24 protein-coding genes are annotated in these 26,187 nt (G+C 64.9%); 10 read left to right on the top strand and 14 right to left on the bottom strand.

The genetic code is table 11. The features are described from left to right. Nucleotides 1-138: 138 nt before the first annotated feature. The 3 genes from ACZ5MJ_RS09555 to ACZ5MJ_RS09545 form a co-directional block, all read right to left on the bottom strand. Nucleotides 139-1,296, bottom strand: coding sequence for an acyl-CoA dehydrogenase family protein (locus tag ACZ5MJ_RS09555; protein WP_464223597.1), 1,158 nt, complete (start codon nucleotides 1,294-1,296; stop codon nucleotides 139-141). A gap of 98 nt (nucleotides 1,297-1,394) precedes the next feature. Further along, the gene (locus tag ACZ5MJ_RS09550; RefSeq protein WP_464223767.1) at nucleotides 1,395-1,598 is read right to left on the bottom strand and encodes a hypothetical protein; all 204 of its coding nucleotides are present in this window, start codon (nucleotides 1,596-1,598) and stop codon (nucleotides 1,395-1,397) included. A gap of 12 nt (nucleotides 1,599-1,610) precedes the next feature. Then, nucleotides 1,611-2,429 carry a tripartite tricarboxylate transporter substrate binding protein gene (locus tag ACZ5MJ_RS09545; protein WP_464223596.1) on the bottom strand — a complete coding sequence of 273 codons (819 nt, stop codon included), beginning with the start codon at nucleotides 2,427-2,429 and terminating at the stop codon, nucleotides 1,611-1,613. Between the two features lie 450 nt (nucleotides 2,430-2,879). Here ACZ5MJ_RS09545 and ACZ5MJ_RS09540 point away from each other — a divergent pair, with 450 nt between their 5' ends. Together ACZ5MJ_RS09540 and ACZ5MJ_RS09535 are read left to right on the top strand one after the other, a co-directional pair. Then, a complete protein-coding gene (locus tag ACZ5MJ_RS09540) occupies nucleotides 2,880-4,037 on the top strand; it encodes a CaiB/BaiF CoA transferase family protein (protein ID WP_464223595.1) in 1,158 nt (385 codons plus the stop codon). Further along, nucleotides 4,034-5,017, top strand: coding sequence for a Bug family tripartite tricarboxylate transporter substrate binding protein (locus tag ACZ5MJ_RS09535; protein ID WP_464223593.1), 984 nt, complete (start codon nucleotides 4,034-4,036; stop codon nucleotides 5,015-5,017). Before ACZ5MJ_RS09540 ends, ACZ5MJ_RS09535 begins: the two co-directional genes overlap by 4 nt. A gap of 80 nt (nucleotides 5,018-5,097) precedes the next feature. Here ACZ5MJ_RS09535 and ACZ5MJ_RS09530 read toward each other — a convergent pair whose 3' ends face one another. The 4 genes from ACZ5MJ_RS09530 to ACZ5MJ_RS09515 all read right to left on the bottom strand — a co-directional run bounded on the left by ACZ5MJ_RS09530 (nucleotide 5,098) and on the right by ACZ5MJ_RS09515 (nucleotide 10,402). Further along, nucleotides 5,098-5,799 carry a nitroreductase gene (locus ACZ5MJ_RS09530; protein ID WP_464223592.1) on the bottom strand — a complete coding sequence of 234 codons (702 nt, stop codon included), beginning with the start codon at nucleotides 5,797-5,799 and terminating at the stop codon, nucleotides 5,098-5,100. 251 nt (nucleotides 5,800-6,050) lie between these two features. Then, complete coding sequence (locus tag ACZ5MJ_RS09525) at nucleotides 6,051-7,463, bottom strand: MmgE/PrpD family protein (protein WP_464223591.1); 1,413 nt, start codon at nucleotides 7,461-7,463, stop codon at nucleotides 6,051-6,053. Between the two features lie 190 nt (nucleotides 7,464-7,653). After that, the gene (locus ACZ5MJ_RS09520; RefSeq protein ID WP_464223590.1) at nucleotides 7,654-8,952 is read right to left on the bottom strand and encodes an MFS transporter; all 1,299 of its coding nucleotides are present in this window, start codon (nucleotides 8,950-8,952) and stop codon (nucleotides 7,654-7,656) included. A 40-nt stretch (nucleotides 8,953-8,992) separates the two neighbouring features. After that, nucleotides 8,993-10,402: an MmgE/PrpD family protein gene (locus tag ACZ5MJ_RS09515; RefSeq protein WP_464223589.1), complete on the bottom strand. Its 1,410-nt coding sequence runs from the start codon at nucleotides 10,400-10,402 to the stop codon at nucleotides 8,993-8,995. A gap of 119 nt (nucleotides 10,403-10,521) precedes the next feature. Between ACZ5MJ_RS09515 and ACZ5MJ_RS09510 the strand changes: the two genes are divergently transcribed. From ACZ5MJ_RS09510 to ACZ5MJ_RS09475, 8 genes are all read left to right on the top strand, one after another. Continuing rightward, on the top strand, nucleotides 10,522-10,806 hold the full coding sequence (locus ACZ5MJ_RS09510) for a hypothetical protein (RefSeq protein WP_464223588.1): 285 nt from the start codon (nucleotides 10,522-10,524) through the stop codon (nucleotides 10,804-10,806). Nucleotides 10,807-10,915: 109 nt separating this feature from the next. Then, nucleotides 10,916-11,851 (top strand): LysR family transcriptional regulator, encoded by a 936-nt coding sequence (locus tag ACZ5MJ_RS09505; protein WP_464223587.1) that lies wholly within the window; start codon nucleotides 10,916-10,918, stop codon nucleotides 11,849-11,851. Between the two features lie 157 nt (nucleotides 11,852-12,008). Beyond that, the gene (locus tag ACZ5MJ_RS09500) at nucleotides 12,009-12,479 is read left to right on the top strand and encodes a MaoC family dehydratase (protein ID WP_464223586.1); all 471 of its coding nucleotides are present in this window, start codon (nucleotides 12,009-12,011) and stop codon (nucleotides 12,477-12,479) included. Nucleotides 12,480-12,660: 181 nt separating this feature from the next. Continuing rightward, entirely contained in the window at nucleotides 12,661-13,536 is an 876-nt protein-coding gene (locus ACZ5MJ_RS09495; RefSeq protein WP_326348415.1) for an HpcH/HpaI aldolase/citrate lyase family protein, read from the top strand. 26 nt (nucleotides 13,537-13,562) lie between these two features. Continuing rightward, nucleotides 13,563-14,024, top strand: a complete 462-nt coding sequence (locus ACZ5MJ_RS09490) for a MaoC family dehydratase (RefSeq protein ID WP_042877232.1) — start codon at nucleotides 13,563-13,565, stop codon at nucleotides 14,022-14,024. Between the two features lie 24 nt (nucleotides 14,025-14,048). Continuing rightward, nucleotides 14,049-15,215, top strand: coding sequence for an acyl-CoA dehydrogenase family protein (locus tag ACZ5MJ_RS09485; protein WP_464223585.1), 1,167 nt, complete (start codon nucleotides 14,049-14,051; stop codon nucleotides 15,213-15,215). Nucleotides 15,216-15,359: 144 nt separating this feature from the next. Further along, a complete protein-coding gene (locus tag ACZ5MJ_RS09480; RefSeq protein WP_464223584.1) occupies nucleotides 15,360-16,043 on the top strand; it encodes a nitroreductase in 684 nt (227 codons plus the stop codon). A gap of 211 nt (nucleotides 16,044-16,254) precedes the next feature. Continuing rightward, on the top strand, nucleotides 16,255-17,058 hold the full coding sequence (locus ACZ5MJ_RS09475) for an IclR family transcriptional regulator (RefSeq protein ID WP_464223583.1): 804 nt from the start codon (nucleotides 16,255-16,257) through the stop codon (nucleotides 17,056-17,058). Nucleotides 17,059-17,098: 40 nt separating this feature from the next. Here the strand turns inward: ACZ5MJ_RS09475 and ACZ5MJ_RS09470 are convergent, their stop codons facing one another. The 7 genes from ACZ5MJ_RS09470 to ACZ5MJ_RS09440 all read right to left on the bottom strand — a co-directional run bounded on the left by ACZ5MJ_RS09470 (nucleotide 17,099) and on the right by ACZ5MJ_RS09440 (nucleotide 26,137). Then, nucleotides 17,099-17,878, bottom strand: a complete 780-nt coding sequence (locus ACZ5MJ_RS09470) for an IclR family transcriptional regulator (protein ID WP_464223582.1) — start codon at nucleotides 17,876-17,878, stop codon at nucleotides 17,099-17,101. Nucleotides 17,879-18,183: 305 nt separating this feature from the next. Next, nucleotides 18,184-19,836 carry a pyridoxal-dependent aspartate 1-decarboxylase PanP gene (panP, locus tag ACZ5MJ_RS09465; protein ID WP_464223581.1) on the bottom strand — a complete coding sequence of 551 codons (1,653 nt, stop codon included), beginning with the start codon at nucleotides 19,834-19,836 and terminating at the stop codon, nucleotides 18,184-18,186. A gap of 206 nt (nucleotides 19,837-20,042) precedes the next feature. Beyond that, nucleotides 20,043-20,261, bottom strand: coding sequence for a hypothetical protein (locus tag ACZ5MJ_RS09460; RefSeq protein ID WP_464223580.1), 219 nt, complete (start codon nucleotides 20,259-20,261; stop codon nucleotides 20,043-20,045). 260 nt (nucleotides 20,262-20,521) lie between these two features. Continuing rightward, entirely contained in the window at nucleotides 20,522-23,164 is a 2,643-nt protein-coding gene (locus ACZ5MJ_RS09455) for a bifunctional diguanylate cyclase/phosphodiesterase (RefSeq protein WP_464223579.1), read from the bottom strand. Between the two features lie 395 nt (nucleotides 23,165-23,559). After that, nucleotides 23,560-24,234 carry a 5,6-dimethylbenzimidazole synthase gene (gene bluB / locus ACZ5MJ_RS09450; protein ID WP_464223693.1) on the bottom strand — a complete coding sequence of 225 codons (675 nt, stop codon included), beginning with the start codon at nucleotides 24,232-24,234 and terminating at the stop codon, nucleotides 23,560-23,562. A gap of 146 nt (nucleotides 24,235-24,380) precedes the next feature. Beyond that, entirely contained in the window at nucleotides 24,381-25,121 is a 741-nt protein-coding gene (locus tag ACZ5MJ_RS09445) for a GntR family transcriptional regulator (RefSeq protein WP_464223578.1), read from the bottom strand. 17 nt (nucleotides 25,122-25,138) lie between these two features. Then, the gene (locus ACZ5MJ_RS09440) at nucleotides 25,139-26,137 is read right to left on the bottom strand and encodes a Bug family tripartite tricarboxylate transporter substrate binding protein (RefSeq protein WP_464223577.1); all 999 of its coding nucleotides are present in this window, start codon (nucleotides 26,135-26,137) and stop codon (nucleotides 25,139-25,141) included. Between the last annotated feature and the right edge of the window lie 50 nt (nucleotides 26,138-26,187).

Here is a 26,187-nt window from a genome sequence, read left to right as displayed (position 1 = left end):
CCCATGGAAGTTACTGCATCGGGCGCGCAAAATCTACCTAACGTTTGTGGGAGTGTGCCCACGCGGCCGGACTGGAAAACGGTCGCTCCGCGCGTGACGCACGGGTGTCCCGTTGCTCCAGGCCGGCCACGGCGACCTTCAGGCGTCGCGCGCCTCGCGGATCATGTTGCGGGCAATGATGACCTGCTGGATCTGCGTGGTCCCCTCGTAGAGGCGGAACAGGCGCACGTCGCGGTAGAAGCGCTCGATGCCGTATTCGGCTATGTATCCGGAACCGCCGAGGATCTGTACCGCGCGATCCGCCACGCGGCCCACCATCTCAGTGGCGAACATCTTGCAGCACGAGGCTTCGGTGGAAACGTTCCGGCCCTCGTCGCGGCGGCGAGCGGCGTCGATCACCATGCATTCGGCCGCATAGAGTTCGGCCTGGCTGTCGGCCAGCATGGCCTGGATCAGCTGGAATTCGCAGATGGGCTGGCCAAACTGCTTGCGCTCCAGCGCATAGTTCAGGGCGTCGCGCAGCACGCGAGTGGCCACGCCGACACTGACGGCGGCGATGTGCAGGCGCCCCTTGTCCAGCACCTTCATCGCGGTCTTGAAGCCCTGGCCTTCCTTCAGGCCGATCAGGTTGGCGGCGGGCACGCGCACATTCTCGAAGATGACGTCGCAGGTTTGCGCGCCTTTCTGGCCCATCTTCACGTCGCGCTTGCCGAAGCTGATGCCCGGCGTCCTGGCGTCGACGATAAATGCCGATACCCCGGCCGATCCCTTGATGTCAGGATTGGTACGCGCCATCAGTGTGAACATGCCGGCTTGCGGCGCGTTGGTGATAAAGCGCTTGGTGCCGTTGACCACATAGTGGTCGCCATCCTTGATTGCGGTCGTGCGCAGCGAGCCGGCGTCCGAGCCGGCATCCGGTTCGGTCAGCGCAAACGAAGCCAGGATCTCGCCGGTGGCCAGGCGCGGCAGCCAGGCGGCCTGCTGTTCGGGCGTGCCATCCATGAGGATACCCTGCGAGCCGATGCCCACCGTGGTGCCCAGCAGCGAGCGGAACGCCGGCGAGGTCTGGCACAGCTCCATGACCACGCGCACCTCCTCTTCCATGGTCAGTTCCAGGCCGCCGAAGCGCTCGGGGATGGTCATGCCGAACAGGCCCATGTCGCGCATATCCTGCACGATGTCCTGCGGGATCTCATCGGTCTCGGCTACCAGTGCCTCGGCGGGCACCAGGCGTTCGCGCACAAAGCGGCGCACGCTGTCAAGCAGGGCTTCGAGAGTGTCGTTATCGCGGATCATTTCAGGTTTTCCTAGGTGGCGGGACGGCAGGCACGGACCTGCCGTCTTCGTTACGCTGTGAACAGGGCCGTGCCTTGGTCAGGAGTAATGCGGTGGCTTCAGTAGCGTTCAAAGACCGTGGCAATGCCCTGGCCGCCGCCGATGTACATGGTTTCCAGGCCGTAGCGGCCGCCGCGAGCGGCAGAAAGCATTTCATCAAAGCGGGTTTTGCGCTGTTTGACAATGCCAATGGTGGACTTTGGCGATTGCGAAAACGCCGCGCAGGCCAAAGCGCGCCTATCCGGAGGCCCGGTGCGGCCCATCCCCAAGCGAACTCAGGATTCCTTGGACAGTTGCGCGATGCGCTTCCAGTGCGCATCCTCCTTCGGCAAGTCAGCCAGGAACTGGCGGCGATCGGCGATATCGACGTACATAGACTGATGTGCGCAGAACTCCTTGAACGCGGGCGATTGGGCGATCTGCACCAGTTCTTCGGACAGGCGCTCGACGATGGGGGCCGGCGTCGCAACGGGTGCCAGAGCGCCGATCCACGACGCGACCTGGTAGCCCGCAACCCCGGCTTGCGCCGATGTCGGGACGTCCGGGATCTCAGCCCAGCGCCCAGCGCTGGTGACGGCGAGGCCGCGCAGCTTGCCCACCTTGATCATCGGCACCACGCTCGGCGCGCCCTGGCAGGTGAAGTCCACCTGGCCGGCCATGACGTCCGTCACTGCAGGCCCGTTGCCCTTGTAAGGGATATGCTTGGCGCGCGTTTTCGTCAGGTCGTTCAGCATCACCGAGCAGAGATGAGAAGTGCTGCCCGCGCCCCCGGATGAATACGTGATCTCGCCCGGCTTGCGCTTCATGGCCGCAATCAGGTCGCCCAGAGTCTGGTAAGGCGAGTCGGCCTTGACCACGATCGCCAGCGCGGAACTGCTCACCTTGGCAATTGGCGCGAAGTCCTTGACCGGGTCAAACGTGACAGGCCCCGCGGTAAACCAGCGCGTGGTCAGGTGGGGAACGCCCGCGAACAGCAGCGTGTAGCCGTCTCCGGGAGCCTTGGCCACGGCGTCCGTGCCGATGAGCCCGCCAGCGCCGGCACGGTTGTCCACCAGGACCGGGGTTTTCAGGCTCTTTGCCAGTGCCTCGGCCACGAATCGCGCAGTAATGTCGACCGCCGTGCCTGGGGAGGCCGGCACGACAATTCGAATCGGCCGCGACGGATATTGCTGTGCAAAGGCCGACGGCGCGCAGGCGACGGCACCTAGTGACGCCAGTGATTTCAGGAAATACCTTCTGCTGAACATAATGTCTCCTCTCTTATGCCTCGAAGATAGGCGCGGCCGGCGGGCTGGGCAATCGGCGCTGGTGCGCCGTTCCGTGCTTTGAGAGCAGGGCAGGTCCGCCTCTCAAAGCACGGAACGGCACGGGCTGGCGAGTTGAGTTCCGGGGGGAGGGCGCGCACGATCGGTATGTAGCGGAAGTACGCGCGGGGAGCATCGGCGATGCCTGAGTCAGGCGGATCGCCCCCCGGCAATACGGACCGCTCCCGCGCCCATTACAGGCGGCGCGGGGAAACCGGACATAGCTATCAGGAGACCATCGTGGGACCACTTGCTGGAGTGCGTATCGTGGAGCTGGCGGGCATCGGGCCGGCTCCCTTTTGCGCCATGTTGCTTGCAGACCTAGGCGCGACGATCATCCGCGTTGACCGGAAGGAGCCGTCGGGGCTGGGCCTGTCGCGGCCGCTGCAGTTTGATCTGGTGTTGCGCAACCGAAAGTCGATTCAGGTCGACCTGAAGGATCCGGCCGAGCTGGAACTGGTTCGCACGCTGATCGACAAGGCAGATGCGCTGATCGAGGGATTCCGCCCCGGGGTCACCGAGCGGCTCGGGCTCGGGCCTGAGGCGTGCCTCGCGCGCAATCCCAGGCTGGTGTACGGCAGGCTGACGGGCTGGGGCCAGGATGGCCCGCTGGCCCAGACTGCGGGGCACGATATCAACTACATCGCCATCACCGGGCTGCTCAACGCGATCGGGCGGGAGGGCCAGCCGCCGACGGTGCCGCTCAACGTCGTCGGCGACTATGCCGGCGGCTCGGTCTATGCCGCACTCGGCATCGTGAGTGCCATCCTGGAAGCGCGTTCTTCGGGTAAAGGACAGGTCGTCGACGCAGCGATCGTCGATGGCGTGGCGTCGCTGCTGGCCGTACATATCGGGCTACGGGCTGCGGGCCTGACCGGATCGGAACGAGGCACCAACCTGCTGGATTCGGGGGCGCCTTTCTACGATGTCTACGAGTGCGCCGACGGTAAATACGTGTCTATCGGCCCGATCGAGCCCAAGTTCTATCAACAGCTGCTTGAACGACTGGAGTTGGACCCGTCCGCGCTGGGCAAGCAGGCAGATCGCGCTGACTGGCCAACCGCCCGCCGCGTGTTTGCGGCACAGTTCAGGACGCGGACGCGTGCGCAGTGGACGGAGCTGCTCGAAGGCAGCGACGTGTGCCTTGCACCCGTGCTCGACCAGGAAGAGGCGTTTGAACATCCGCACCTGAAGGCGCGCGGCACCTTTGTCGAGGTGGATGGCGTGATGCAGCCGCGCCCGGCGCCACGCTTTTCACGTACGCGCGCCGCCGATCCGGTTCCTCCGGCCGCGGCAACGCCCGAGAATGCCGCCCTGGCACTGGCCGAATGGCTGTCCAGGGAGGAGCTCGACAACCTGGCGGCCGTCGGCCGCATCCAAAACGGAGCAACGCAATGATGATGCGCCGCACCTTCCTGCAGTCGTTGCCGGCGCTGGCGGCCATTCCGGCATCGTTCCCGGCTTCGGTGCTCGCCCAGGCCTATCCCTCCCATCCGGTGCGAATCATCGTACCCGTCAGCCCGGGCTCGGGCAGCGATGTCGTGGCGCGCTATATGAGCGCCGAGCTGACGAAGGCCCTGGGTTCTGCGTTTGTCGTGGAGAACCGCCTGGGCGCGAGCGGGATCATCGGCACGGATTTCGTCGCCAAGGCGGCACCGGACGGCTACACGCTGCTGTGCACGTACGCCGCGCACTATTCGAACCAATGGGTCGAGAAGACGCCATACGATGCGGTCAGGGACTTCGAGCCGGTCGCGCGGCTGGGCATGTCCGCATTGCTGCTGACTACCGCGGCAAATTCTCGGCTCCGCTCGGTCCAGGACGTCATCGCAGCGGCGAAGCGCAAGCCCGGGAGCGTGTCCTTCGGGTCTTCCGGAAATGGCACCACGTCGCACATGGCGGCGGCGCTGATGAGCAGCATGGCCGGCATCGAGATGATCCACGTTCCATACAAGGGGCCGGCGCAGGTCGCGGTCGATACGGCGAGCGGCCAGGTCGACGTCGGCTTCGGGGGCGTGGCCTCGTCGCTGGCGCTGATCAAGGCGGGACGATTGCGCGTGCTGGCAGTCACCAGCCTGCGGCGTTCGAGCCAGCTTCCGGGTGTCGTGACGATGGACGAGGCCGGCCTGAAGGGCTATGAGCTGATCTCGCCGATCTGGGTCATGGCTCCACGTGGCACGCCACCTGCCATTGTCGCGCAACTGTCCAAAACCATGACGGCGGCGGCTGCATCGCCCGCTTTCAAGTCTTACTGCATCGGGCAGGGGCTGGAGGTCGATATCGCGGATGCCGCCGCGGTTCGCGCCAGTGCGCCGGCTGAGCTGGAACGGTGGAAGAAATTGGTGGCCCTGACGCAAGCCAAATCAAAGGTCGGCTGAAAACCGGCCGATAGGTCTCCGACAAGGAGAACGAGCCGACCAGGGTCGGCTCGCTTGCTTGATCCGCACAACGCCGGTGGCTACACCAGCCGCATGATCTCTTCATCAGGTGCCCGGCTCGTCCTGAAGCTGTTCGCCGCATGATCGGGATCCGCGTAGCCAAACGAAATCGCGCAGATCATCTGGCGGTCGTCGCCGATGCCAAAGTGCGAGCGCACGAACCTGGCGTGCCGGGCCAGCCCCCCCTGCGGCGTGGTGGCGACACCGTGCGCGTGCGCGGCCAGCAGGAACGATGCGATAAACCCGCCGCAATCGACGGCGGCGTACGGGCCCAGATCCGCGGCCATCGTGACAATCGCCACATGCGGCGCCCCGAACAGCCGGAAGTTCTCGAAGCCCTGGCTGGCGCGGCGCTCGCGGTCGTGGCGCTCGATGCCCAGCGCTTCATAGAGCCGGTAACCCGTTTCCTGTCTGCGTTGGGCGTGGACGCCGCGATACTCTTCCGGGAAGGGCAGGTCCGAGTCGACTTCGGGCGAGCTGGCGGCGTGCTCGACCAGCGCATTGCGAAACTGCTCCGTGGTCACCTGCGAGCCGATGACCAGGTGCCAGGGCTGCACGTTGCACCAGGATGCGCTCTTCTTCGCAACGTTGACGATGCTTCGGATCACCTTGTCCGGCACGGCCTTGTCCAGGTATGCGCGGCACGTGAAGCGCTCGGACATCAGTCTTGTGAGGGTGTCGACGTCGCTGCCGGACGGGCGGCTGACGGGGTGCTGCTGCATTGCTATCTCCTGACTATCATGAGCGGCCGACCTGGCACGCTGGGCCAGGTCGGCGCGCGTCCTGCCTGATGCCATGACTTAGAACCCATTTCAGAATGAGGAAGGGGATGGAACCCGAAGGGAAGGCTGTTGCCGGGCCGCATGGCGTCGTTGTGGCCTCCTTGCGTGGAATGACCACGCGGCGTCGGCCACGCCTAGCCCTGCGGCCCGGCAACAGCCTTCGCGCCCCTTCCTCATTCTGAAATGGGTTCTTAGTGCGTCAAGGCCATCAGGTCTGCTGCCTTGATATACGGATCCATCTTCCTGAGTGTCGCCAGCAGCGTCTGCGCGCGGTCTTCGCCGAGCACGTCAACCGTCAGCTCCATGAACTTTGCGTCCTGCTCTGCCTCCGACATGGGGTTGGCCAGCGAGCCGATCGGGTCCTCTACGAAGACATGCTCGGACGAGCCATCGCGGAAGGTCACCGTGACATCTGCGACGAACTTGCCGGGGTAGCGCTGCTCGAGTTCCGGTGCTTCGGAAATACCGATGCCGCGCGCGACTTCCTTCACGGGGCCCATGTCGAGCTTGCCGTCCAGGTAGTCGCGGTGCACCTTGTAGCCATTGCCCATGCCGAGCACGGCAAATGCTATCTGTGTCGGCAGGCTGAACTGGACGTGCTCGATGTTCTTCGGCTCATACGCATTGGCATTGGCGGTGCCGACGACCACGTTGAAGGCGGGATGGATGCGGGCCTGGATATTGGCAATGTCGGCGCGGCGCGCCGCGAACGGGCGGATGGCGTCGATATACGCATGGGTGCAATAGCAGGCGCAGTACGCCTTGAGCCAGACCGTGCCGATCTCGAACGGATGGTCGAGGCGGAACCGCTCCTCGGCCCGATCGCCCGGGCCACGCTGCAGGAAGGTGCGGAAGAAGCCCTTGTTACCGCTCAGGAAGGCGCGCGGCCCGGTGATGCCGGCCTGCGCCATGTCGGCCGAGACCATGCCGCTGCGCGTCCCGATGCCGGCATGCACCCGCTTGACCGAGCCGCCGGTGGAGGTGTACTCGGTGGTGCCGGCCGCATGGCTCAGCGCGATGGAGAGCGCGTGCAGGGTGGTTTCCGCATCGAACCTGCGCAACTTGGCCGAAACTGCCGCCGCGCCGAAGCTGGACAGTACGGCATGCGGGTGATAGCCGCGCTTGAGCAGGTCCGGCGCCGCCAGCACGCCGATCCGGGTGTAGACCTCGTAGCCGGCCACGATCGCGGTGATGACCTCCTCCAGGGTCGAGCCCAGTTCCTCGCCGATCGCGAGCGCCGCGGGAATCACGCAGCTGCCGGGGTGGCTGGCGCTGGCGCCGTGGGCGTCGTCGTACTCGAAGCCATGACCATAAGCGCCATTGACGAAGGCGGCGTCCGCAGCACTCATGGTGGCGGTGCTGGCGGCCACCCGGCTGCGCCCGGGGCGTTGCTGGGCGATGGCGAATGCCAGCACCTGGTGCGACCAGGGCATTTGCGAGGTGCCGATCTGCAGCGCGAGCTGGTCGCGCATGAGCCGGCTGACGCCGGCATGCGCCGGCGCATCGAGCTGGTCGAAGGTCAGGTCCTGGATCAGGCGAACCACTGCCTGCTCGAGGGGTGGGCAGTTGGCCGGCGAACTGGAATCGGATTGGGTGGTGGTCACAGGTGCGTCCCCTGGGAAATGTGTTGTTGATGCGTCGCCCGGTCGATGGCGACATGCACTGGCATGGTGGCCAGATTCCTCGCAAGCATTGGGGCTGTCAATCCGAGGCGGACTCGGGTTCCGTACAGTGAGCGGAAGCCGCGCCCCGGGGTGAGCGGGTTATTCGCGAGGTTATTCGCGGGGTTGTTCGTTATTCGCCGGTTGGTGTCAGGGCGATCCCGGACGGGTTGCTGCGCCTGCCGACCCCCAGCGCAATGGCGGCAGCGACGAAGGCCACGGCGGCCAGGATCACGAGCCCGCCGGCATAGCTTCCGGTCAGGTCCTTCGACAGCCCGAGCAGCGACGGCCCCGCGAAGCCGCCCAGGTTGCCGACCGCCCCGATGAAGGCAATGCCGGCGGCGGACGCGGGGCCGGAGAGCAGGGTGGTGTTGATGGCCCAGAACGCCGGCAGGGCGCCGAAGATGCCAAAGGCTGCCACGCTGAAGGCGATCATCTTCAGGATCGAATCGTCCACCAGCGCCGCGGCAATCAGCGCCACCCCGGCGATAAACGCGGGCACCGCGATATGCAGGCGGCGCTCCTTCCTCGCGTCCGAGCGCCTGGCCCAGAACACGATGCTCAGCGAAGCGATCACGTACGGGATCGCGGCCACGAACCCGGTCTGCACATTGCTGAGGCCAAACGACTTGACGATCTGGGGCAGGAAGAAGCCCACGCCGAAGATGGTCAGGAAGAAGCCGAAGGCCATCGTCGACAGCAGCCACATCTGGGAGTTGAAGAACACTTGCGCCACCGAGAGATGGCTCTCGGCGCGACGCTGACGATCCTCGGCCGCCATGCGCTGGGACAGCCAGCTGCGCTCGTCCGCCGACAGCCAGGCGGCATCCGACGGTTCGCCTTTCAGGTGCCTGAGCGCGATAAATCCGAGCATGACGGCGGGCAGCGCTTCCAGGATGAACATCCATTGCCAGCCATGCAGGCCCATCACGCCCTCCAGGTTCAGCAGCCCGCCAGAGATCGGGGCGCCGATTACGGTGGACATCGGCGCCGCAACCAGCAGGTAGCCCATCACGCGCGCGCGGTAGGCCGACGGGAACCAGAGCGTGAGGAAATAGGCTACGCCCGGGAAGAACCCGGCTTCCGCCAGGCCAAGCAGCAGGCGCACGATGTAAAAGCCGGTCGGCCCGCTGACGAACGCGGTCGCCGCCGAAACCAGGCCCCACGTCACCATGATGCGCGCGATCCAGCGGCGCGCGCCGAAGCGGACCAGCAGCAGGTTCGACGGCACCTCGAAGAGGAAGTAGGTCAGGAAGAACAGGCCGGCCCCAAAACCGAATGCCGTGGCGCTCAGGCCCAGGTCCTTGTTCATCTGCAAGGCCGCGAAGCCGACATTGACGCGGTCCAGGAAGGACACGAAGTAGCAGAGGATCAGGAACGGGACCAGGCGCCGGAACACCTTCGGCATGACGCGTTGTTCGAGCGTTTCCATTTGAACATTGTCTCCAGTAGTTCTTGCCATGCCTGTTGGTTCAGGCTTCGGCGGGGGTCAGCGGCGCGAGCAGGGCCTGCACCACGTCGTCGATCCGTTCCAGGTGCAGGATGTCATCGATGAGCGTGTCGACGAGCTCTTCGCTCAACGGGTACGCGGAGTAGGGCACGCACAGCCTGAACTTGGCCATGAAGTCCTGCTCGCTGAACGGGTTCTCGGGGTGGCCCTTCACGTAGAGGTATTCCTTGCTGACCACGCGCCCGTCGCGCAGCCTGGTGGTCAGCCGTGCGCCCCAGTCGGACACGGAGGGGTCCTCTGATGCGGTGATCCGCGTCATCAGTTCGCGGACGTCCTCCCGCTCCCTGGCCCTGGCGCTGTAGGACTCCAGGAATACCTTGTCGTCGAACGCCGCGGTGGCCACGGCATAGGGCAGGCTGAACTGGCATTCCGGCACGGTCCGTGGCTGCCACTTCTTTTCGGTCGGCTCACAGACCGCGCGCCAGCCAGACGTGGAGACATCGATGTGGATGCTCGCGATATCGGCCGCGCCAAAGCCATGGCTGCGCATCTGGTCACGGATGCCGTCGATGGAGGAATGCGAGAAATAGCAGGCGCTGTAGCCCTTGGTGATGATGCTCGCCAGTTCCCAGCGCTCGCCGAGATCCCGTGTCAGCGCTTCGGGTTCCGTGTCCCAGCGGGCCGTGCTCAGGTAGCCATTGGCGCCTAGCAGCACCTCCTGGCGCGGTCCGGTGATGCCGCGCACGGCCAGTTGGCACGCTGTGATCGCCGCCTGGCACACCAGTCCGTGATGCACGCGGACCATCAGCGTGGCGGGGGCGTAGATGGCCATCGTATGCGGCTGCGTCATGGTGCGCGCGATGCCCTGTGCATTTTCCAGCTGCTCCTGGGTCAGTCCCAGCAGTCTGCCGACCGCCGCAACCGCGCCAAAGATGTAGTGGCCGCCGCAATCATTGGCCTTGACTGCCCGGCTGATGACCTTGTAGGCCGAGCCCAGGCGGATCAGGATCTCCTGGCCGATCGCCAGCGCAACGAGGAACTCCTTGCCTGTCACGTTCTGCCGCAGGCCCGTCGCGGCCAGAAGGCTGGCAACGATGTATTCGCTGACGTGCCCGGCCTCTTCATGGAGGTCGCCGCAATCCATGGCGCGCGGCATCGGCCCGATGGCCAGCGCCGCCTCCGCGGCGGGGACCTTGCCGCCATAGAAGGGCAGCATGGTTTCCGCTTTGCCTCCCTTGTCTTTCACCAGCTCAACGATCGCCGGTATGCCGTCCATCGCCGAGCCGCCGATGGTGACGGCCATGGCGTCCAGCAACGTATGTCTGGCATGCCGGATCACGTCTGCCGGCAGGTCCTCGTACTGCGTTTGCAATGCCATGCGGCACAGCGTGGCCATCGGGTCTTCGGAATTCTGGCGTGGAAATCTCGTCATGGCAGGTCTTTGTGGGTGGTTAGCCATCACGGGGGCGCTCGCCAACAGTCCGACGGGCGACCCCACGGCACGAATCGGGCGGCCGCCTGGCTGGCTGATGAGAAGAGGGCGGGCACTCGTTGCGAACGATTAAAGCGTCGGGTATCGCCCCAGGCAATCGGGATGCCGCGCTTGTTCCGGAAATCGAAAGCACAAGCCTCTTGCATCGCGCGGCTATCGATGATTCGGGGATTTTTGAGGGCGGCGGCGCCAATCGGACCGAACCCCAGGCGCGGGCCCGGCCGGAGATGGTGCAGCTGGACGCCATTCGTCCGCTGGTATTCAACGCCCACGGCAAGCTGCACCACACCGCGCCTGTGGGAGCAGTACTAGCCGCGGCAGCCGTGCAGGGCCGCCGGACATGACGGTATACTCGCGGTGCGATTCGCGGCGCACGCGGCACAATGCTGCTATGCGGCATGCGCGCGACGCCTGCCCCGGCGGCAGATCGGTTCCACCACTGAAGGAGACACCATGAGCACGCTGAGCGTGCATGGCCTGACCCGGCGGGTCGACCTGTTCACCCTGCGGCTGTTCCTGACGGTGGTGGAGGAGCGCCAGATCCGGCGCGCCGCCATCCGCGAGAACATTGCCGCCTCCGCGGCGACCAAGCGCATCCAGGATCTCGAAGACATCGCCGGCGTGCAGCTGTTCGAGCGCAATCCCAGTGGTGTGGCGCCAAGCGCGGCCGGCGAAGTGCTGGCGCGCCATCTGCGCCTGCTGTTCGAGAACCTGGAGGACATGCGCCGGGAACTCGGCGAATTCTCCGAAGGCGTTCGTGGCCACGTCACCGTGGGCACCACGGGCGCCGTCATCATCCAGTACCTGGCACGCGAGATCGGCGAATTCTCCCGCAACTTCCCGCTGGTCGAACTGGAGCTGAAACAGGACGCCAATACCAACCTGGTGCGTTCGGTGGTGGCGGGGGATGTCGACCTGGCGGTGTATATCGTCAGCCCGGATATAGACGATGAGCCGCTGGACAGCCTGCCGTATCGCGTCGACCGCCTGGTCGCGCTGGTGCCGCATGGCCACCCGCTGGGCGAGCAGCCTGAGGTCGCCTTCGCCGACCTGATCCGCGAGCCGTTCATTGCCATGCACCCGAATACCACGCTGATGTCCGATGTCAACCGCGCCGCGCGCGAGATCGGCCGGGTGTTGCATCCCAAGTTCACGATCAATGGCCCCGAGGCGGCGCGCAGCCTGGTCGAGGCGGGCCTTGGCGTGACCATACTGCCGGAGTGCATGGTCTCGCTCGAGGCCAGCACGCGTTCGACGGTGCTGCGGATTCCCGAGCCATGGACGACGCGCAGCGTGCGTATCGGCACGCGCCGCGGCAAGGCGATCACGGCGGCGACGCGCGCACTGATCCGCCAGCTGACCGAGCAGCCTGAGCCGGCATCATCCTGAGCCGTCCGGCATGCCTGATGCCGGATCGCGGTTGGCGAATCGCCGCGTCGTGGAACACAACTTGGCGCCTCGCCGCCTGCTGGTTACCCTTGAAGCGTGACGGGACGCTGCGCCGTGGCATGCACATGCAAGTCCCGCCTTTCAAGGGAACGCACCCATGTCCGACGCCGCGACCGGCCGCTACTTCGAGGACTTTGTCATTGGCAGCGCCAGCCGGCATGCCATCCGCAAGACCATCTCGGAGGCCGATAGCCTCCTGTTCAGCACGCTGACCTATGGCATGGAGCCATTGCACGTGGACCAGGCGTATGCCGAAGCCGCGCCATATGGCATGCGTGCCGTCAACAGCATCCTCCTGCTGGGGCTGGCATGCGGCATCGGTGCGGCCGGACTGGCGCGGGGCCCGGAGTCAGGCACCGTTGCCTTCAGCGACGTGCGCTTCACGCGGCCCGTCTTCATCGGCGACACCATCCATATTGAAAGCGAGGTGCTGGACAAACGCGAAGACCCCGCGCGCCCCGACGCCGGCCTGATCGAACTGGAGCGTCGCGCCTATAACCAGCGCAACGAGGTGGTGGCCAAGTTTCGCTGCCTGCAACGGTTGCCGAGACGCCATCCGGCGGGCTGAAGCCAACCGCGCATCGCCGGTTCGCGCAATGCGAATCAGTGGTTCGCCAGTCACTACTTGAGTAAAACGACCTGGCCCATCTAGCATCAAGGCCACGGGATTTCCCAAAAATTTTTCGCCGTTCATCTAACGATTGTAAGGCAGCAATCATTACCAGGAGACCAGGATGAGTGTAAGTGCCATGAAACCGATTCGATCCATGATGTTCGTGCCGGGCAACAAGTCGAGCTGGATCGAGAAATCTGTGGCATCCAAAGCGGATGCGCTGATCCTGGATCTGGAGGACAGCGTGCCGCCGGCCCAGAAGGTCGAGGCGCGCGAGATCGTCAAGTCCAGGCTGGACTGGCTGGCCGGGCAGAAGCCGCGCATCTGGGTGCGCATCAATCGCAGCGCGCATCTGTACGACTTCGAAGACATCCTGGCCATCGTCCATCCGGTGGTCGAGGGTATTGTGATTTCCAAGCCCTGCGGCCCCGAGGACATTCATACCGTCTCGTCCATGCTGGCCGAGGCCGAATACCGCGCCGGCATGCCGGTGGGCCACACCCGCGTGATTCCGCTGCTGGAGACCGCCCGCTCGCTGCAATACGCCTACGAGATCGCCCAGCACGAGCGCGTGCCCGCCATCGTCGGCGCCACGGCAAAGAACGCCGACGTGGCCCGCGCCCTCAAGACCGTCTGGTCGCTCGAAGGGCGCGAGACCTTGTACCTGAAGTCGCGCATCGTGATGGCCGCCCGCGCCGCGGGCAAGCTGCCCATCGGCGGAGTATGGCAGCAGGTGCATGACCTCGAAGGGCTCAAGGTCTCGTCCGCCAACGACCGCCAGCTTGGCATGAGCGGCGAGCTGGTGCTGCACCCCTCCAACGTCGAGATCGTCAACAAGACCTACAGCCCCACCGAGGAGGAAGTGGCGTTCTACCAGGGCATGATCGACGCACTGGAAAAGGCCGAGGCCGAGGGTCGCGCCTCGTGCATCTATGACGGCGAGCACATCGACATCGCGCATGTGAAGACGGCGCGCGAAATCATCGAGCTCGCACAATCGTTCAACAACTGATTGCGACCACCCAAGGAGATAGACAAATGGCAGGCCTTTACTTCGAAGAATTCAAGCCCGGCATGGTGATCGAGCATGCCATCCGCCGCACCGTCACCGAGACCGACAACGTCCTGTTCTCGGCCATGACCTACAACTGCGCACCGCTGCACATCGACGCCGAGTACAGCAAGAATACGTTCTACGGCCAGCGCCTGGTCAACAGCATGTTCCTGCTGGCGCTGGTGGCCGGCATCACGGTGTACGAGACCACGCTGGGCACCACGCTGGGCAACCTCGGCTTTGGCGAGATTGCATTCCCCAAGCCCACCTTCCACGGCGACACCATCCGCGTCGAGACTGAAATCATCGAAACCCGCATCTCCAAGAGCCGCACGGACTCTGGCATCGTCACCTTCAAGCACGTTGCCAAGAACCAGCGCGACGAAATCGTCTGCACTGCCGTGCGCACCGGCCTGATGATGCTGCGCCCTGCCGACAAGGCATGATCCGACAACTGCTGGAGTAAAGCGATGGATTACCAACTCAGCGCCGATCAGCTCGCCATTATTGATGCGGCAGAAAAGATCTGTGCGGACTTTCCGCTCGAGTACTGGCGGAACAAGGACAAGAACCACGAGTTTCCGCACGAGTTTTTCGAGGCTGTTGCCAGCGGCGGCTGGCTCGGAATCTGCATGCCAGAGGAGTTCGGCGGCGCGAACCTTGGCGTGACTGAAGCTGCGCTGTTCTTGCGTACCGTGGCCGAGTGCGGCGGGCAAGCGGGCGCGTCCACGATCCACATGAACATCTTCGGCTTGCAGCCGGTCGTGCATTTCGGCACGGATGCACAGAAGAAGGCCTGGCTGCCGCCCTTTGTCCGTGGCGAACACAAGGCGTGTTTCGCGGTCACCGAGCCGGACACGGGCCTTGATACCACCAAGCTCAAGGTTGTGGCGAAGAAGCAGCCCGATGGCAACTACCTGATCTCGGGCAAGAAGGTCTTCATTTCGACCGCGCAGGTTGCCGACCACATGCTGATTCTCGCGCGCACCACGCCGGTCGAAGAGGTCAAGAAGCACGGCGAAGGGCTGAGCCTGTTCTACACCAAGCTCGACCGCAAATATGTGGAGATTCGGGAGATCGACAAGCTTGGCCGCGCCGCTGTCGACACCAACGAGTTGTTCATCGACGATCTGCCCGTTTCCAAGGACTCGCTGATCGGTGAGGAAGGCAAGGGCCTGAAGTATATCTTCCACGGCATGAACGCGGAGCGCGTCTTCGTCTCCGCCGAGCAGGTCGGTATCGGCCGCGCCGTGCTCAAGCTTGCCACGCAATACGCCAAGGACCGCGTCGTCTTCGGCCGTCAGATCGGCAAGAACCAGGGTGTCCAGCATCCGCTGGCCCGCAACTGGGCGGAGCTCGAGGCTGCCAACCACATGCTGCTCGCCGCTGCCGATCTCTACGACAAAGGGATCTCCTGCGGCTCCGAGGCCAACGCGGCCAAGCTGCTGGCATCCGAGGCCTGCATGAACGCTTGCCAGACCTCGATCCTCACGCATGGCGGCTTCGGCTACGCGAAGGAATATCACGTGGAACGCTTCATGCGCGAAGCCTGGATCGGCTACATTGCGCCCGTCACCCCGCAGCTTATCCTGTCGAACATCGCCGAGCGCAAGCTCGGGCTGCCGAAGTCTTATTGACCAGTTCGTGGCCCGCAACGTGCTGGGCCTGCGCAAGTCGTTCTGATGGGCCATGGCGCCAACCTTCTCGTGTTCGGGGAAGGTTGGCGAGCATCGCCAGGGCTGCCGCCCGGCACGAACTAACTCCTGGAAGGACTGGTCCCCATGACCGCACACCATGCCGATATTGATGCGCTACGGCGCTTGATCTTCGGGCGCGCCACGTGCCGCGCCTATTTGCGCGAGCGGGTGCCGGAGGACGTGATCCGCAGCATCGTCGACGCCGCGCGCGGCACCGCCTCGTGGTGCAACACGCAACCCTGGGATCTGGTGATTACTTCGGGCGAGAGCACTGAAAGGTTCAGGAATGCGCTGATGGAGCAGGTGCGGCAGCACCCCGAACTGGACTCTGACTTCCCGTTTCCGGATGAATACCGGGGCGTGTACCTCGACCGTCGTCGCCAAGCCGGCTTTCAGCTCTATAAAGCGCTGGGGATTGGTCGCGGCGACAAGGAGCGGCGCGAAAGCCAGTCGTTCGAAAACTTCCGCCTGTTCGGTGCGCCGCATGTGGCGATCGTCACGGTGCCGGAGGAACTGGGCACGTATGGCGCCGTGGACGCGGGTGGCTTCGTCAGTGCCTTCCTGCTGTCAGCCCAGGCTCATGGCGTGGCCACGACGCCGCAGGCTGCGCTGGCCATGCAGTCCGGCTTTATCCGCAATTACCTTGCCATTCCGGAGGGGCGCAAGGTGGTGTGCGGCATCTCCTTCGGCTACGCCGACAGCGCACACCCGGTGAATGGCTACCGAACCGAGCGTGCCGGGGTCGACGATATCCTGCGCCTGGTCTGAGACGCGTGCCGAGCTCTCAGCTGACCGGGCAGCCCGGGCCGGTGTCATCCCGAGCCAGTCGCCCGGCACGCGGGGTGCTGGATCGCGGTTGGCGAATCGCTGCGTCGCGGAACACAACTTGGCCCATCGCCGCCTGCTGATTACCCTTGAGGCGTGACGAGAATAGCGGCTCGGTCCAATGAAGGCCGGGCCGGAAAAAATGGAGACAGCCATGGCAACCGTCCAAGCCGTGAAGCAATCGAACCGTGATCTCGACCAGGGTGACGTGCGGGTGGTGCCGCTGGCCCGCGGCCTGGCCGTGCTGGCTGCATTCAGCGCTGCGCATCCGTGGATGGGCAACCAGGAGATTGTCGTGGAGACCGGCATACCGGCTCCTACCGTGTCCCGGATGCTGCATTCCCTGGCAGCACTCGGCTATGTGCGCTACGACGAGAGCCGGCGCAAGTACCGGCTTGCCTCGGCAGCATTGACCCTGGGCTACGCGGCCGTCTCGGGCGACAGCGTGCAACGCGCCGCCCGCATCGAGATGCAGAAATTCGCCGACGCCAGCGATACCCATGTCATCCTGGGTGCGCGCGACCGGCTCGATGTCATCGTCAATGAATCGCAGGTTGGCAAGAACGTCCATCTCGACACGCACCTTGCCGCCGGGATCCGCGTGCCGATTGCTTCGTCCCCGATGGGCTGGGCGCTGCTCGCCGCATTGCCGGAACGGGAGCGCTTCTACCTCCAGAGCAACGTCGAACGCAAGAGCGGCCGTGACTGGCCCTCGCTGCGCAGGCAGATGGCCGAGGGTATGTCACAACTCCATCAGTACGGCTTCTGCATGTCGCCTTGCGGGCGCGAGCTGGCTTCGGTTGCGGTACCTGTCAGCGTGCCGGGACATCCGTCAGTGGTGCTGGCCAGCGTTGGGCGCAGCGCGCGCATGAATCGCGCCAGGATGGAGCGGGAGTTGGGGCCGAGGCTCGCTGCGACGGCGCATGCCCTGGAGGAGCGCATGAGCACGCGTCACTGATGCAGCAGTGGCGCCCGGAGAGGGCGCCACGGATTGACCGTCAGATCCGCGTATCAACATCCCGCAGCAGTTCGACGAGGTCGGCTGCCGCGGCCTTCAGCACAGGCGCGAGGCGTTCTGTGATGGCTGCCATGTCCGGCTCCAGTTCAACCGCGCCGCAGCTCAGCGACATCAGTGTGGCCGAACGTCCCACCGTGACAGGCAGGGCAATCCCGTAAGCGTTGCGCTGATACTTGCCCAGGGAAGTGCAGACCCCAAGGGTCTGCAGGTCCTGGAAGGCCGCGGCGACGCCGCGTTCGAGTTCGGCGATGCGCGCGCCATCTGCGCGCTTGAGCGTTTCCAGGTATTCATGCCGGGCCTCGGGGTGCAACCCCCACAGCCAGGCACGGCCGCTCGCCGTCCAACCCATCGGCAGCAGCGAGCCCACGCCGAGGCGCAGGGTCGCAATGCGCGAACTGGTTCGATGTGCAATATAGAGCATGTCGAGCTGATCGGGCACGGCAAGGGCGACCGACACATTGAGCTGGTCCGCCAGTTCCTGCAGGAAGGGATTCACGCGATCGGTGACCGGGTTGGTTTCCAGGTAGGTGTCGCCGATGTGGAGGGAAGCCGGGGCCAGCTCGAACTGCGTGCTGCCGGCAACGCGGCGCAGGAAGCCCAGAGCGATCAGGGTGGTGGTCAGGCGCGACACTGTCGCTTTCGGCAGGCCGGTACGCTTGACGATCTCGCTGTTTGCGAGCGGCGTACGCTCGGCACGGAAGGCACGAAGCACATGAAGGCCCCGTTCCAGGGTCATCGTGATCTGTGCGGGAGGTGTCATGAACTGGGTGCCCTTTCAGTGCACCACTCTGGGAGGGTGCTTGTCTGATCTCTTGTCCGCGCCGGCGTGCGCTGCGTTTTCCGGACCGCTGGAACTGATGGTAGAGGCGGCAGCCGCGCGGCTCAAATGCCGATTCGCGAGCCGGCGATTGCCGGAACGCGAACCAGGCCGGCAGGTGTTCGTGCGCTTACATGACGAGCAGCAGCCGAGCTCGCTGTTCCCGCCACCTGCCCCATGCCGCGACCCCTACCTGATCCAACGCCTGCTTCGAGCGCGACGAATGGCGCCCGCCAGCTGCAAATGCCTCACGCGGCGTCCGGCGCCCCCGCCAGTGCCATCAGCGGCGCCATGCAAGGGCTGGCCGCCGCCAGCGCGCGCTGTTCGTCGAGGATGTCCTGCAGGATGGCATGCGTCGTATCCGGGTTGGCCAGCACCACGCGGAACACGGCAATCGGGCGGCCGCCCCACTGTGTCGACGTCAACTGCGTGCGCGATACGAAGGAGCGGCCGGCATCGCGCTGCATTTCCTGAATGCTGATGGTCAGCGCATCCAGCGCGTCCAGGATCTTCTCGCGCCGATCGGCCGAAGCCGTTGCCAGCGCGGCGCGCACGGCCTCGGGCACATGGCGGTAGGTCAGGATGCAAAGCTGCGGCTGGCTGTCGAGCTCGAAATCCGGCTGCTGCGCAATCAGGGATGCAAAGTAGCGGGCGTTATCGATGCTGCGATCGATCAACTGCGCCAACCCCTTGCGGCCGAGCAGATGCAGGTTCGCATAGAGCATGACTGCCGCCGCGCCGCGCGATCCTTCGAGCGTGTGGCGCCCCAGGTCCACCGAGCCCTTGCGCACGATGTAGTTCGCATGCTGGATGATTTCCTGCGTCCACGCCGGGTTCCGGAACAGCACCATGCCGGCACCCATCGGCACGTAGAACTGCTTGTGCGCGTCGATGACGACGGAATCGGCACGCTCGATGCCCGCGAAGCGCCAGCGCTCGCGCGCCGACAGCAGTGTTGCGCCGCCCCATGCGGCATCCACGTGGAAATGGCAGCCGGCCTCCTGAGCAACATCCGCAATCGCGTCGAGCGGATCGACCGCGCCTGTCTCTGTCGTCCCCGCTATGCCGACGATCGCCATCGGCCGGATGTTGCGCTGCTGCAGGTCGCGCAGGGTGTCGCGCAGCAGGTCGATGCGCATGCGACCGTCCGCATCGACCCCGACCGGCACGAGATTGTCGCGCCCGATGCCAAGGACATCGGCTGCCTTTCGCAACGAGTAGTGCCCGCGCTCCGAGACGACGATCGCAAGCCCGTCATGGCCGTAATGGCGCAGCGCAGCCACCAGTCCGGCGCGATGAATGCCGGCGAAGCCTTCACGCGCGCCCAGCAACTTGTTGCGGCTGGCCCATAGCGCGGTGAGGTTGGCGACCGTGCCGCCAGAACAGACCGCGCCCAGCGCGTGGTCGGCATCGTGCAGCCATCTTGCATAGAACGCGCTGTCCTGGGCAAACACCAGATTGTGCAGCATGCCGATGACCTGGCGCTCGAGCCCAGTCAGCGCGCCCGAGGTCTCGAGCTTCACGACGTTCTGGTTCAGCGCTGCCACCACCTTGGCCAGCGAGGGCATGAACGACGGCAGCGACGACGTCATGTGTCCGACGAAAGTGGGCGATGCCACGGGCATCACGTGCCGAAACACGTCGTTGAGCAGATGATCGGCATGCGCTTGCGGCGATGTCGGCGTCTCGGGCAGCTCAACCGACGCGAACACCGCCTCGCGTGTGGCGCACGCGCCAACCGGGTCAAAACGCTCGCCGGCAAAGAAATCCGCCGGATGCTCGGCAATCAGTCGCTCGAGCGATTCGAATGCACCCCGATCTGCGTCGAACCAGCGCAATGGGCAGTCGTCGCCCCCGTCCGTGCTTTGTGAGGTCTCTTCGCGAGAGATGTCCGGCTTCATTTGCATCACCCAGTTCAATCCCATAGTGCCATGGTGCGCCGGGCATTATGCCGGATTCGACGGATGCCGATTGGCCGAGGGGGCCGACCGGGATCTGAAAGTGCTGGTTCCCAAAAAGCAAAATCCCCACACTCTGGGGAAGTGTGGGGATCGGGAGAGCGAAACCGGGTTTGGGGGAGGGTGTCCCCGACCAGGATTTTCAGCCCTCAGAGGGCGGCGCGGTCGGACGCAATGTAGTACCTGGCGCCGTCCGTATAAGTGTCGAATTTGCCGCTTTTTGCGCCGTCAGTGTAAACATCGTACTTTGCGGACCGCGCGCCGTCAGTGTAAGTATCGAATTTGCCACTCTTGGCAAACACCGGAGCAGCCGCCAGGGTGGCGGCGAGTGCGGCGACGGCGACCAGGGCACGGCGATTGGTATTCATGGCTTACCTCTTTCTTCAAGCTGGTGAATGCCATTCCTTTTGGTTCAGTGCTGTTGCACTGCGGCATTCGATCAACGCCATATTAGGGATTTCCCTTGTGACGGTAAACCCTTACGATCACAATGGTCGGTTTCAAAATCCACAATAATCTTTCCTGAACCGGAAAAATTCTGGCAGTTGTACGAGGGAAGCGCGGAGACTACGCGCAGGACGAAGCCCGGACGAGCCCCCGACCAAGGCACCGAAGAACGCCGTCCGCCTCAGGTCACGGCGCTCACGAAGGCCTCGAACGCGCTGGCCTGCACCGGCGGACAGAAGAAGTGGCCTTGCCCGTAGTCGCAGCCGGCAGCCAGCAGGATGTCGCGCTGCGACTCGGTCTCGACGCCCTCGGCAATCACGCGGATGCGCAGCGCATGCGCCATGCTGATGATGGCGCGGCACAAGGCCACGTCGTCCGGGCCCCGCGTCAGCGAGCGGATGAAGGACTGGTCGATCTTGATGTAGTCAATGTCCAGGCGCCGCAGGTACGACAAGGACGAGTAGCCGGTGCCGAAGTCGTCGAGCGCGATCTCGATGCCGGCCGCCTGGAAGCGGGAGAGCTGGTCCATGACATCGGCGTTCTGCTCCATCAGCGAGCCTTCGGTGATCTCGATGACGAGGCTGCCCACCGGCACGTTCCTGCGCTCGATCATGCTGGACCAGGACTCGGGCCCGCTCGCCGGCGCGCTGAACTCCACTGGTGATTTGTTGACCGAGATCTGGAAGCCATTGCCCAGCAGCACCTGCCAGCGCGCAAGCTGGTCCAGCGCTTCCGTCAGCACCCAGCGGCCGATGTCGATGATGAGGCCGGATTCCTCCGCGACGGCAATGAAATCGGCCGGGTGGATCGGCCCACGTACCGGATGGTCCCAGCGGATCAGGGCCTCGGCCTTGCAGACCTTGCCCGTTTGCAGATTGACAATGGGCTGGTAGTGCAGCGCGAACTGCCCGGACGCCAGCGCCGTGCGCAGGTCCTGCGTGATGCGCAGGCGCTCCCTCTCCGCCTGCAGCAGCGCCTGGGTGAAGACCTTCCAGCGATTGCGGCCCTCTTCCTTGGCGGCAAACATCGCCTGGTCGGCGCACACCAGCAGGTCCTCGGCGTTGTCGGCGTCCTTGGGGTAGGTCGCCACGCCGATGCTGGCCGACACCACCACCAGCTCGCCGGCCAGGCGGTAAGGCGCGGCAATCCGCTCCAGGATCGCCTGGGCAACGCCCCCGGCAACGTCGGCATCGCCCACCGCGGGCAGGATCACGGTGAATTCGTCCCCGGCCAGCCGCGCCACGGTATCCGACGCGCGCACCGATGCCGCAATGCGCCGCGCCGCCTCCAGCAGCAACTGGTCACCCTGGTCGTGGCCGAGGGTATCGTTCACCTCCTTGAAGCGATCCAGGTCGATGAACAGCAGCGCCAGCGCATCCTGCATGCCGCGCGAGCGCTCGATCTCCTGCTCCAGCCGGTCGAAGAACAGGCGGCGGTTGGGCAGATCCGTCAGCGCATCGAAATTCGCCTGGTGCCGGATGACTTCTTCCGCCTGGCGCTTCTCGGTCATGTCATGGATCAGCGCAACGCGGCGGCGCTCGCCATACGCGTGGGCCAGGTAGGTATCCACGGTCAGGTAGGCGGGAAACTCGCTGCCGTCCTTGCGACGGATCGAGAATTCGCCGCTCCACCTGCCCTTGGCTGCCACGGTGGCCCGCAGGCGTTCGACCAGCCCAGCCGCATTGCCGGCCCCGCTGACGCTATAGCCCGGGCGGCCCTTGACCTCCTCGGCTGTATAGCCGGTGGCGGTGGCAAAGGCCGGATTCACGTCGATAATGGTGCCATCGAGCGACGTTACCACCATGGCTTCGCTGCTCGACGAATAGACCAGCGACGCCAGGCGCATCTCCTCTATATGGCGCCGTCGCTCCGCCATGGCTCGGCGCAGGCTGTAGTACAACAGGCCAAGCAGCAGCGTGGAAGCAATGGCACCGGCCAGGGCAACGCGGCGATAGACCTCGTAGGGCGCCAGCACCAGGCCGACCGACTCGCCGACCACGAAATTGAGCCCGAACTCCGGCGCACGGTAATAGCCGAAGACTCGCTCCACGCCTTCGGAGCCCGACACCGCCCGATAACTACCAGACTGGGGCGACCCGCTGGCGAGGTACGGCCTGCTGCTGACCGCCCTGGCCAGCGAGCCCTCCAGGGCCGGCACGCGTGCAATGACCTGGCCGGAAGTCTTGATGACCGACGCCACTTCGCCATCGCGGTTTGTGAACGTCTGCGCAAAGCTGGCGAGCTGCTCCGGACTGACCGAGACCACGATGACCCCGTCGAAGCTGCCCGCGCGCAGGATGGGGCGCGTGAACTGGATCGACCATTTGCGCGAAACCTTGCCCTTCACCGGGTCGCTGATGAACAGCATGTCGCGCCCGCCCGCGATCTGATGGACCCGGAAATGCTCGCGCCCGCTCAGGTCGACCTTCTCGCCGGGGGCGGGGGGGGCGATGGACGAGTAGAGGAGCAGGCCATGCTTGTCGATTACCGACACCTGGAACGACAGGTCCACCACCAGGTTTTCCCGCTCATGCACCATTTCGATGAATCCCGGCTGGCCGACCAGCCAGCTGGCCCGCAGGTCAAGGAGGAACTCGGACAGCCGCAGGATGCTGGATTTGGAGTACGCGCCGAACGCCCTGGCCTCCGCCTGGGTACGCTCCGCGGCGTCGTGCAGCAAGCGGTCCCGCTCGCTCACGAGCTGAAACGCCACGAACGCCCATGTTGCAATCAGCCACGCCGCCGCCCCCAGGTTCAACGGGGAAAAGATCTGGCGCAGGCGCTGCAGCGCCTTGCCATAGCGGGTGGTCGAGCGTTCGGGCATCAAATGAGTATCGCAGCGCAGCGAAGAATCGACATCGATAGCAGGCTAGTCGAGGTCAGCGAACCCGACAAGCAGCACGTACTCTAGTCCCGTGCTCACCGCGTGGAGCCGGGCCGGCGCGAGCCGAAAGCGTCACATCGTGATCATGCCTCGCTCGACTCGTGGGCACGTGGGCCTCGATACCGGACATGGCCCGCCTCATGCGAAGTCCTTCGTATGGGCGTGCACGCCCGCATCCTGGCTACTATGTGTCATTCCGGCCTGATTGACGCCCCCCAAAAGGGGGCTAAGGCATTTTCGCCACAGACATTTCGGCTGCGCTCTCGTCAGCCGGAGCATCCTCTGGCGTACGGACCAGCGTCTTAGAACTGGCCTCTGAGAAGACAACTGCCGGATCAACCATCAGCCCGGGCGATTGGGGGGCTGGGGTTGGTCCAGCCATTCTCGGACACCATCTCGTCCAGCGATTGCCGTCTGGCCCAGCCATCCTGTTCCAGCATCGGCTTCTCATAGAAGGTGTCGACCTGGCCGAGGCACAGCACAGCCACTGGCCGGGCACCGGGCGGCAGCCGCAGCAGCCGGCCAAGCTGTTCTGGGTCGAACAAGGAAACCCAGCCCACGCCGATTCCCTCGGCGCGCGCCGCAAGCCAGAGGTTCTGGATGGCGCAGGCCACCGAAGCGAGGTCCATGTCCGGCATGGTGCGCCGACCGAAGATATGCCGCTCACGTCCGTCCATCAGCGCTGCCACCAGGACTTCCCCGCAGTCCAGGATGCCCTCCACCTTGAGTCGCATGAACTCGTCCTGGCGTTGGCCCAGGGCAAGCGCGGTGCGCTGGCGTTCGGCATCGACCAACGCCTGGACCTGCGTTCTCAGGCTCCTGTCAGTGATGCGGATAAAGCGCCAGGGTTGCATGAAGCCGACGCTGGGGGCGAGATGCGCAGCATGCAGCAAGCGTTCCAGCAAGACAGGATCGAGCGGGTCCGGCCGAAAGTGGCGCATATCGCGACGCTCCCGGATGACGCGATAGACGGCGGCAATTTCACTGTCGCTGTAGCGATATGGGTTCATGGCTTGAATAACGCGGCGGTGGCGCTTGGGCGGGAGGGAAAGTGGCAATGCAGGTAGCTTGGAGAGCGTGCAGTGTTGAGCATTGCGTAAAGAGCGTAACCCTGTCGTGGGGGACGGGCTTGACTGCAGTACAGCCATGCCCGACTTCAGCGGCCGTCAAGCAGCTGCGTGGTCCCGCCTGGCCCGTTCGCCCCCAGAGAGCGGATCAGCACGTCGCGATTGGTAAGGATGTGCTCGCGCATCAGTGCTTCGGCGCGGCCGACCTCGCGCAGCGCCAGCGCGTCTACGATGCGGTAGTGCTCCGCCAGCGCTTGGCGACTGTGGTCGCGCTGGTACAGCAGCATCAACGCGTCCTGGTCATGGGGACGTGACTTGCTGTCAAAAATTATGGGCAGCTGGCGCGCGCGGCGTACGGCGTCGGTCAGCCAGCTGTTGTCCGCCAGCTCCAGCAACGTGTAGTGGAAATCGAGATTCATGTCCTGCCACAGCAAGGCCTGCCGGTCGTTCCACTCCTCCTCGTGCAGCACTCGCCGCTGCGCCTGCAGAAGTTCGCTGAGGCGCTCCTGTTCGGTGTGCATCAGCCCGCGCTCGCCAATCAGTCGGCAACCCAGTCCCTCCAGCGTGGCCCGCACGGTGAAGGCGTCCTTGATGTCCTTGGGCTGGAAGCGCCGGACCAGGAAGCCACGATTGGGCTGGTAAACCAGCAGGCCCTCGTCGGCGAGCCGGGCCAGCGCATCGCGCACCGGCGTGCGGGAGACACCCAATTCCTGGGCCAGTGTGACCTCCATCAGGTGGGATCCGGGCGGAATCTCTCCGTCGAAGATGCGGTTGCGCAGGGTTTCCGCGACCGAGAGCGCGCGGGTCCGGGAAGTTTCGGGTGAAGACATCTGTCTGAATCGGAAAATCAGTCGGTGTGGATATGTCGGCTGCGGATGAGATTACCCCACATTGTCCGCTCGCCCGCAAGGAAGCGGCTGGCCTGATCGGGGGTTGAGGGGAATTTCTCGGCGCCGCTGGCTTCGATCGCCTGTACGAGCTGCCCGTCATCGAGCGCCTGCGCGAGGGCGCCGTGGAGCTTGCCGACGATTGCATTCGGTGTTCCGGCACGCGTGAACAGGCAGGTCCAGCTATAGATCTCGACCGGGATGCCCGACTCCTTCAGCGTGGGCACGTCCGGCAGCGCGGCAATCCGTGCGCGCGAAGTCACCGCGAGCGGTTGCAGGGTACCGCCGCGGATATGGGGCAGCACGGTGGCTGGATTGGAGAACATCATCTGCACCTGGCCGCCGATGGTGTCCGCGATGGCCGGGGCATTGCCGCGATAGGGGATGTGCGTGAGCACGATGCCGGCCGTCTGCGCGAACAGTTCCCCAGACAGGTGGGAAGTGTTGCCATTGCCGGCGCTGCCGAAATTGATCTGCCCTGGCCGCATCCGTGCCATGCGCAGAAGGTCCGCCAGAGTCTTTGCCTTCAATCCTGGATTGACGACGAGCACGTTCGGGCCGCGGCTGACGCAGCCCACGGGTGCGAAGTCGCGGGCCGGATCGTAGGGCGGACGCGACATCATCAGCGGCGCGTTGATCTGCTCGGCGGGCGTCCCCAGCAGCAAGGCGTAGCCGTCCGCCGGCGCGCGCAACACCTGCGCGGCACCCAGCGTGCCGCTGGCGCCGCTCTTGTTCTCAACCACCACTGACTGGCCCAGCTGCCGGGACAGGTTCTTCGACAGCAGGCGGGCGATCGTGTCGGTGGTGCCGCCCGCAGGGAAGGGCACCACCAGCGAGAGCGGCCGCGCCGGCCATGCGGCGCTCGTTTCAGCGTTTGCCCGGGGCGCCTGGCAGATGGCGCACACGAGCGCGAGGAGCAGGACGGGACGGGTCCGACGGACGGATGTGAGGCTAGGCATGTGCAGTCTCCTTTTCTGTGTATGTATGCATAGTAGCAGAATTAATGCTA

The organism is Cupriavidus sp. LA-1, assembly GCF_055385985.1.
Note: the sequence above shows the minus strand (reverse complement) of the source record. Positions and strands in the feature narration are given on the sequence as shown.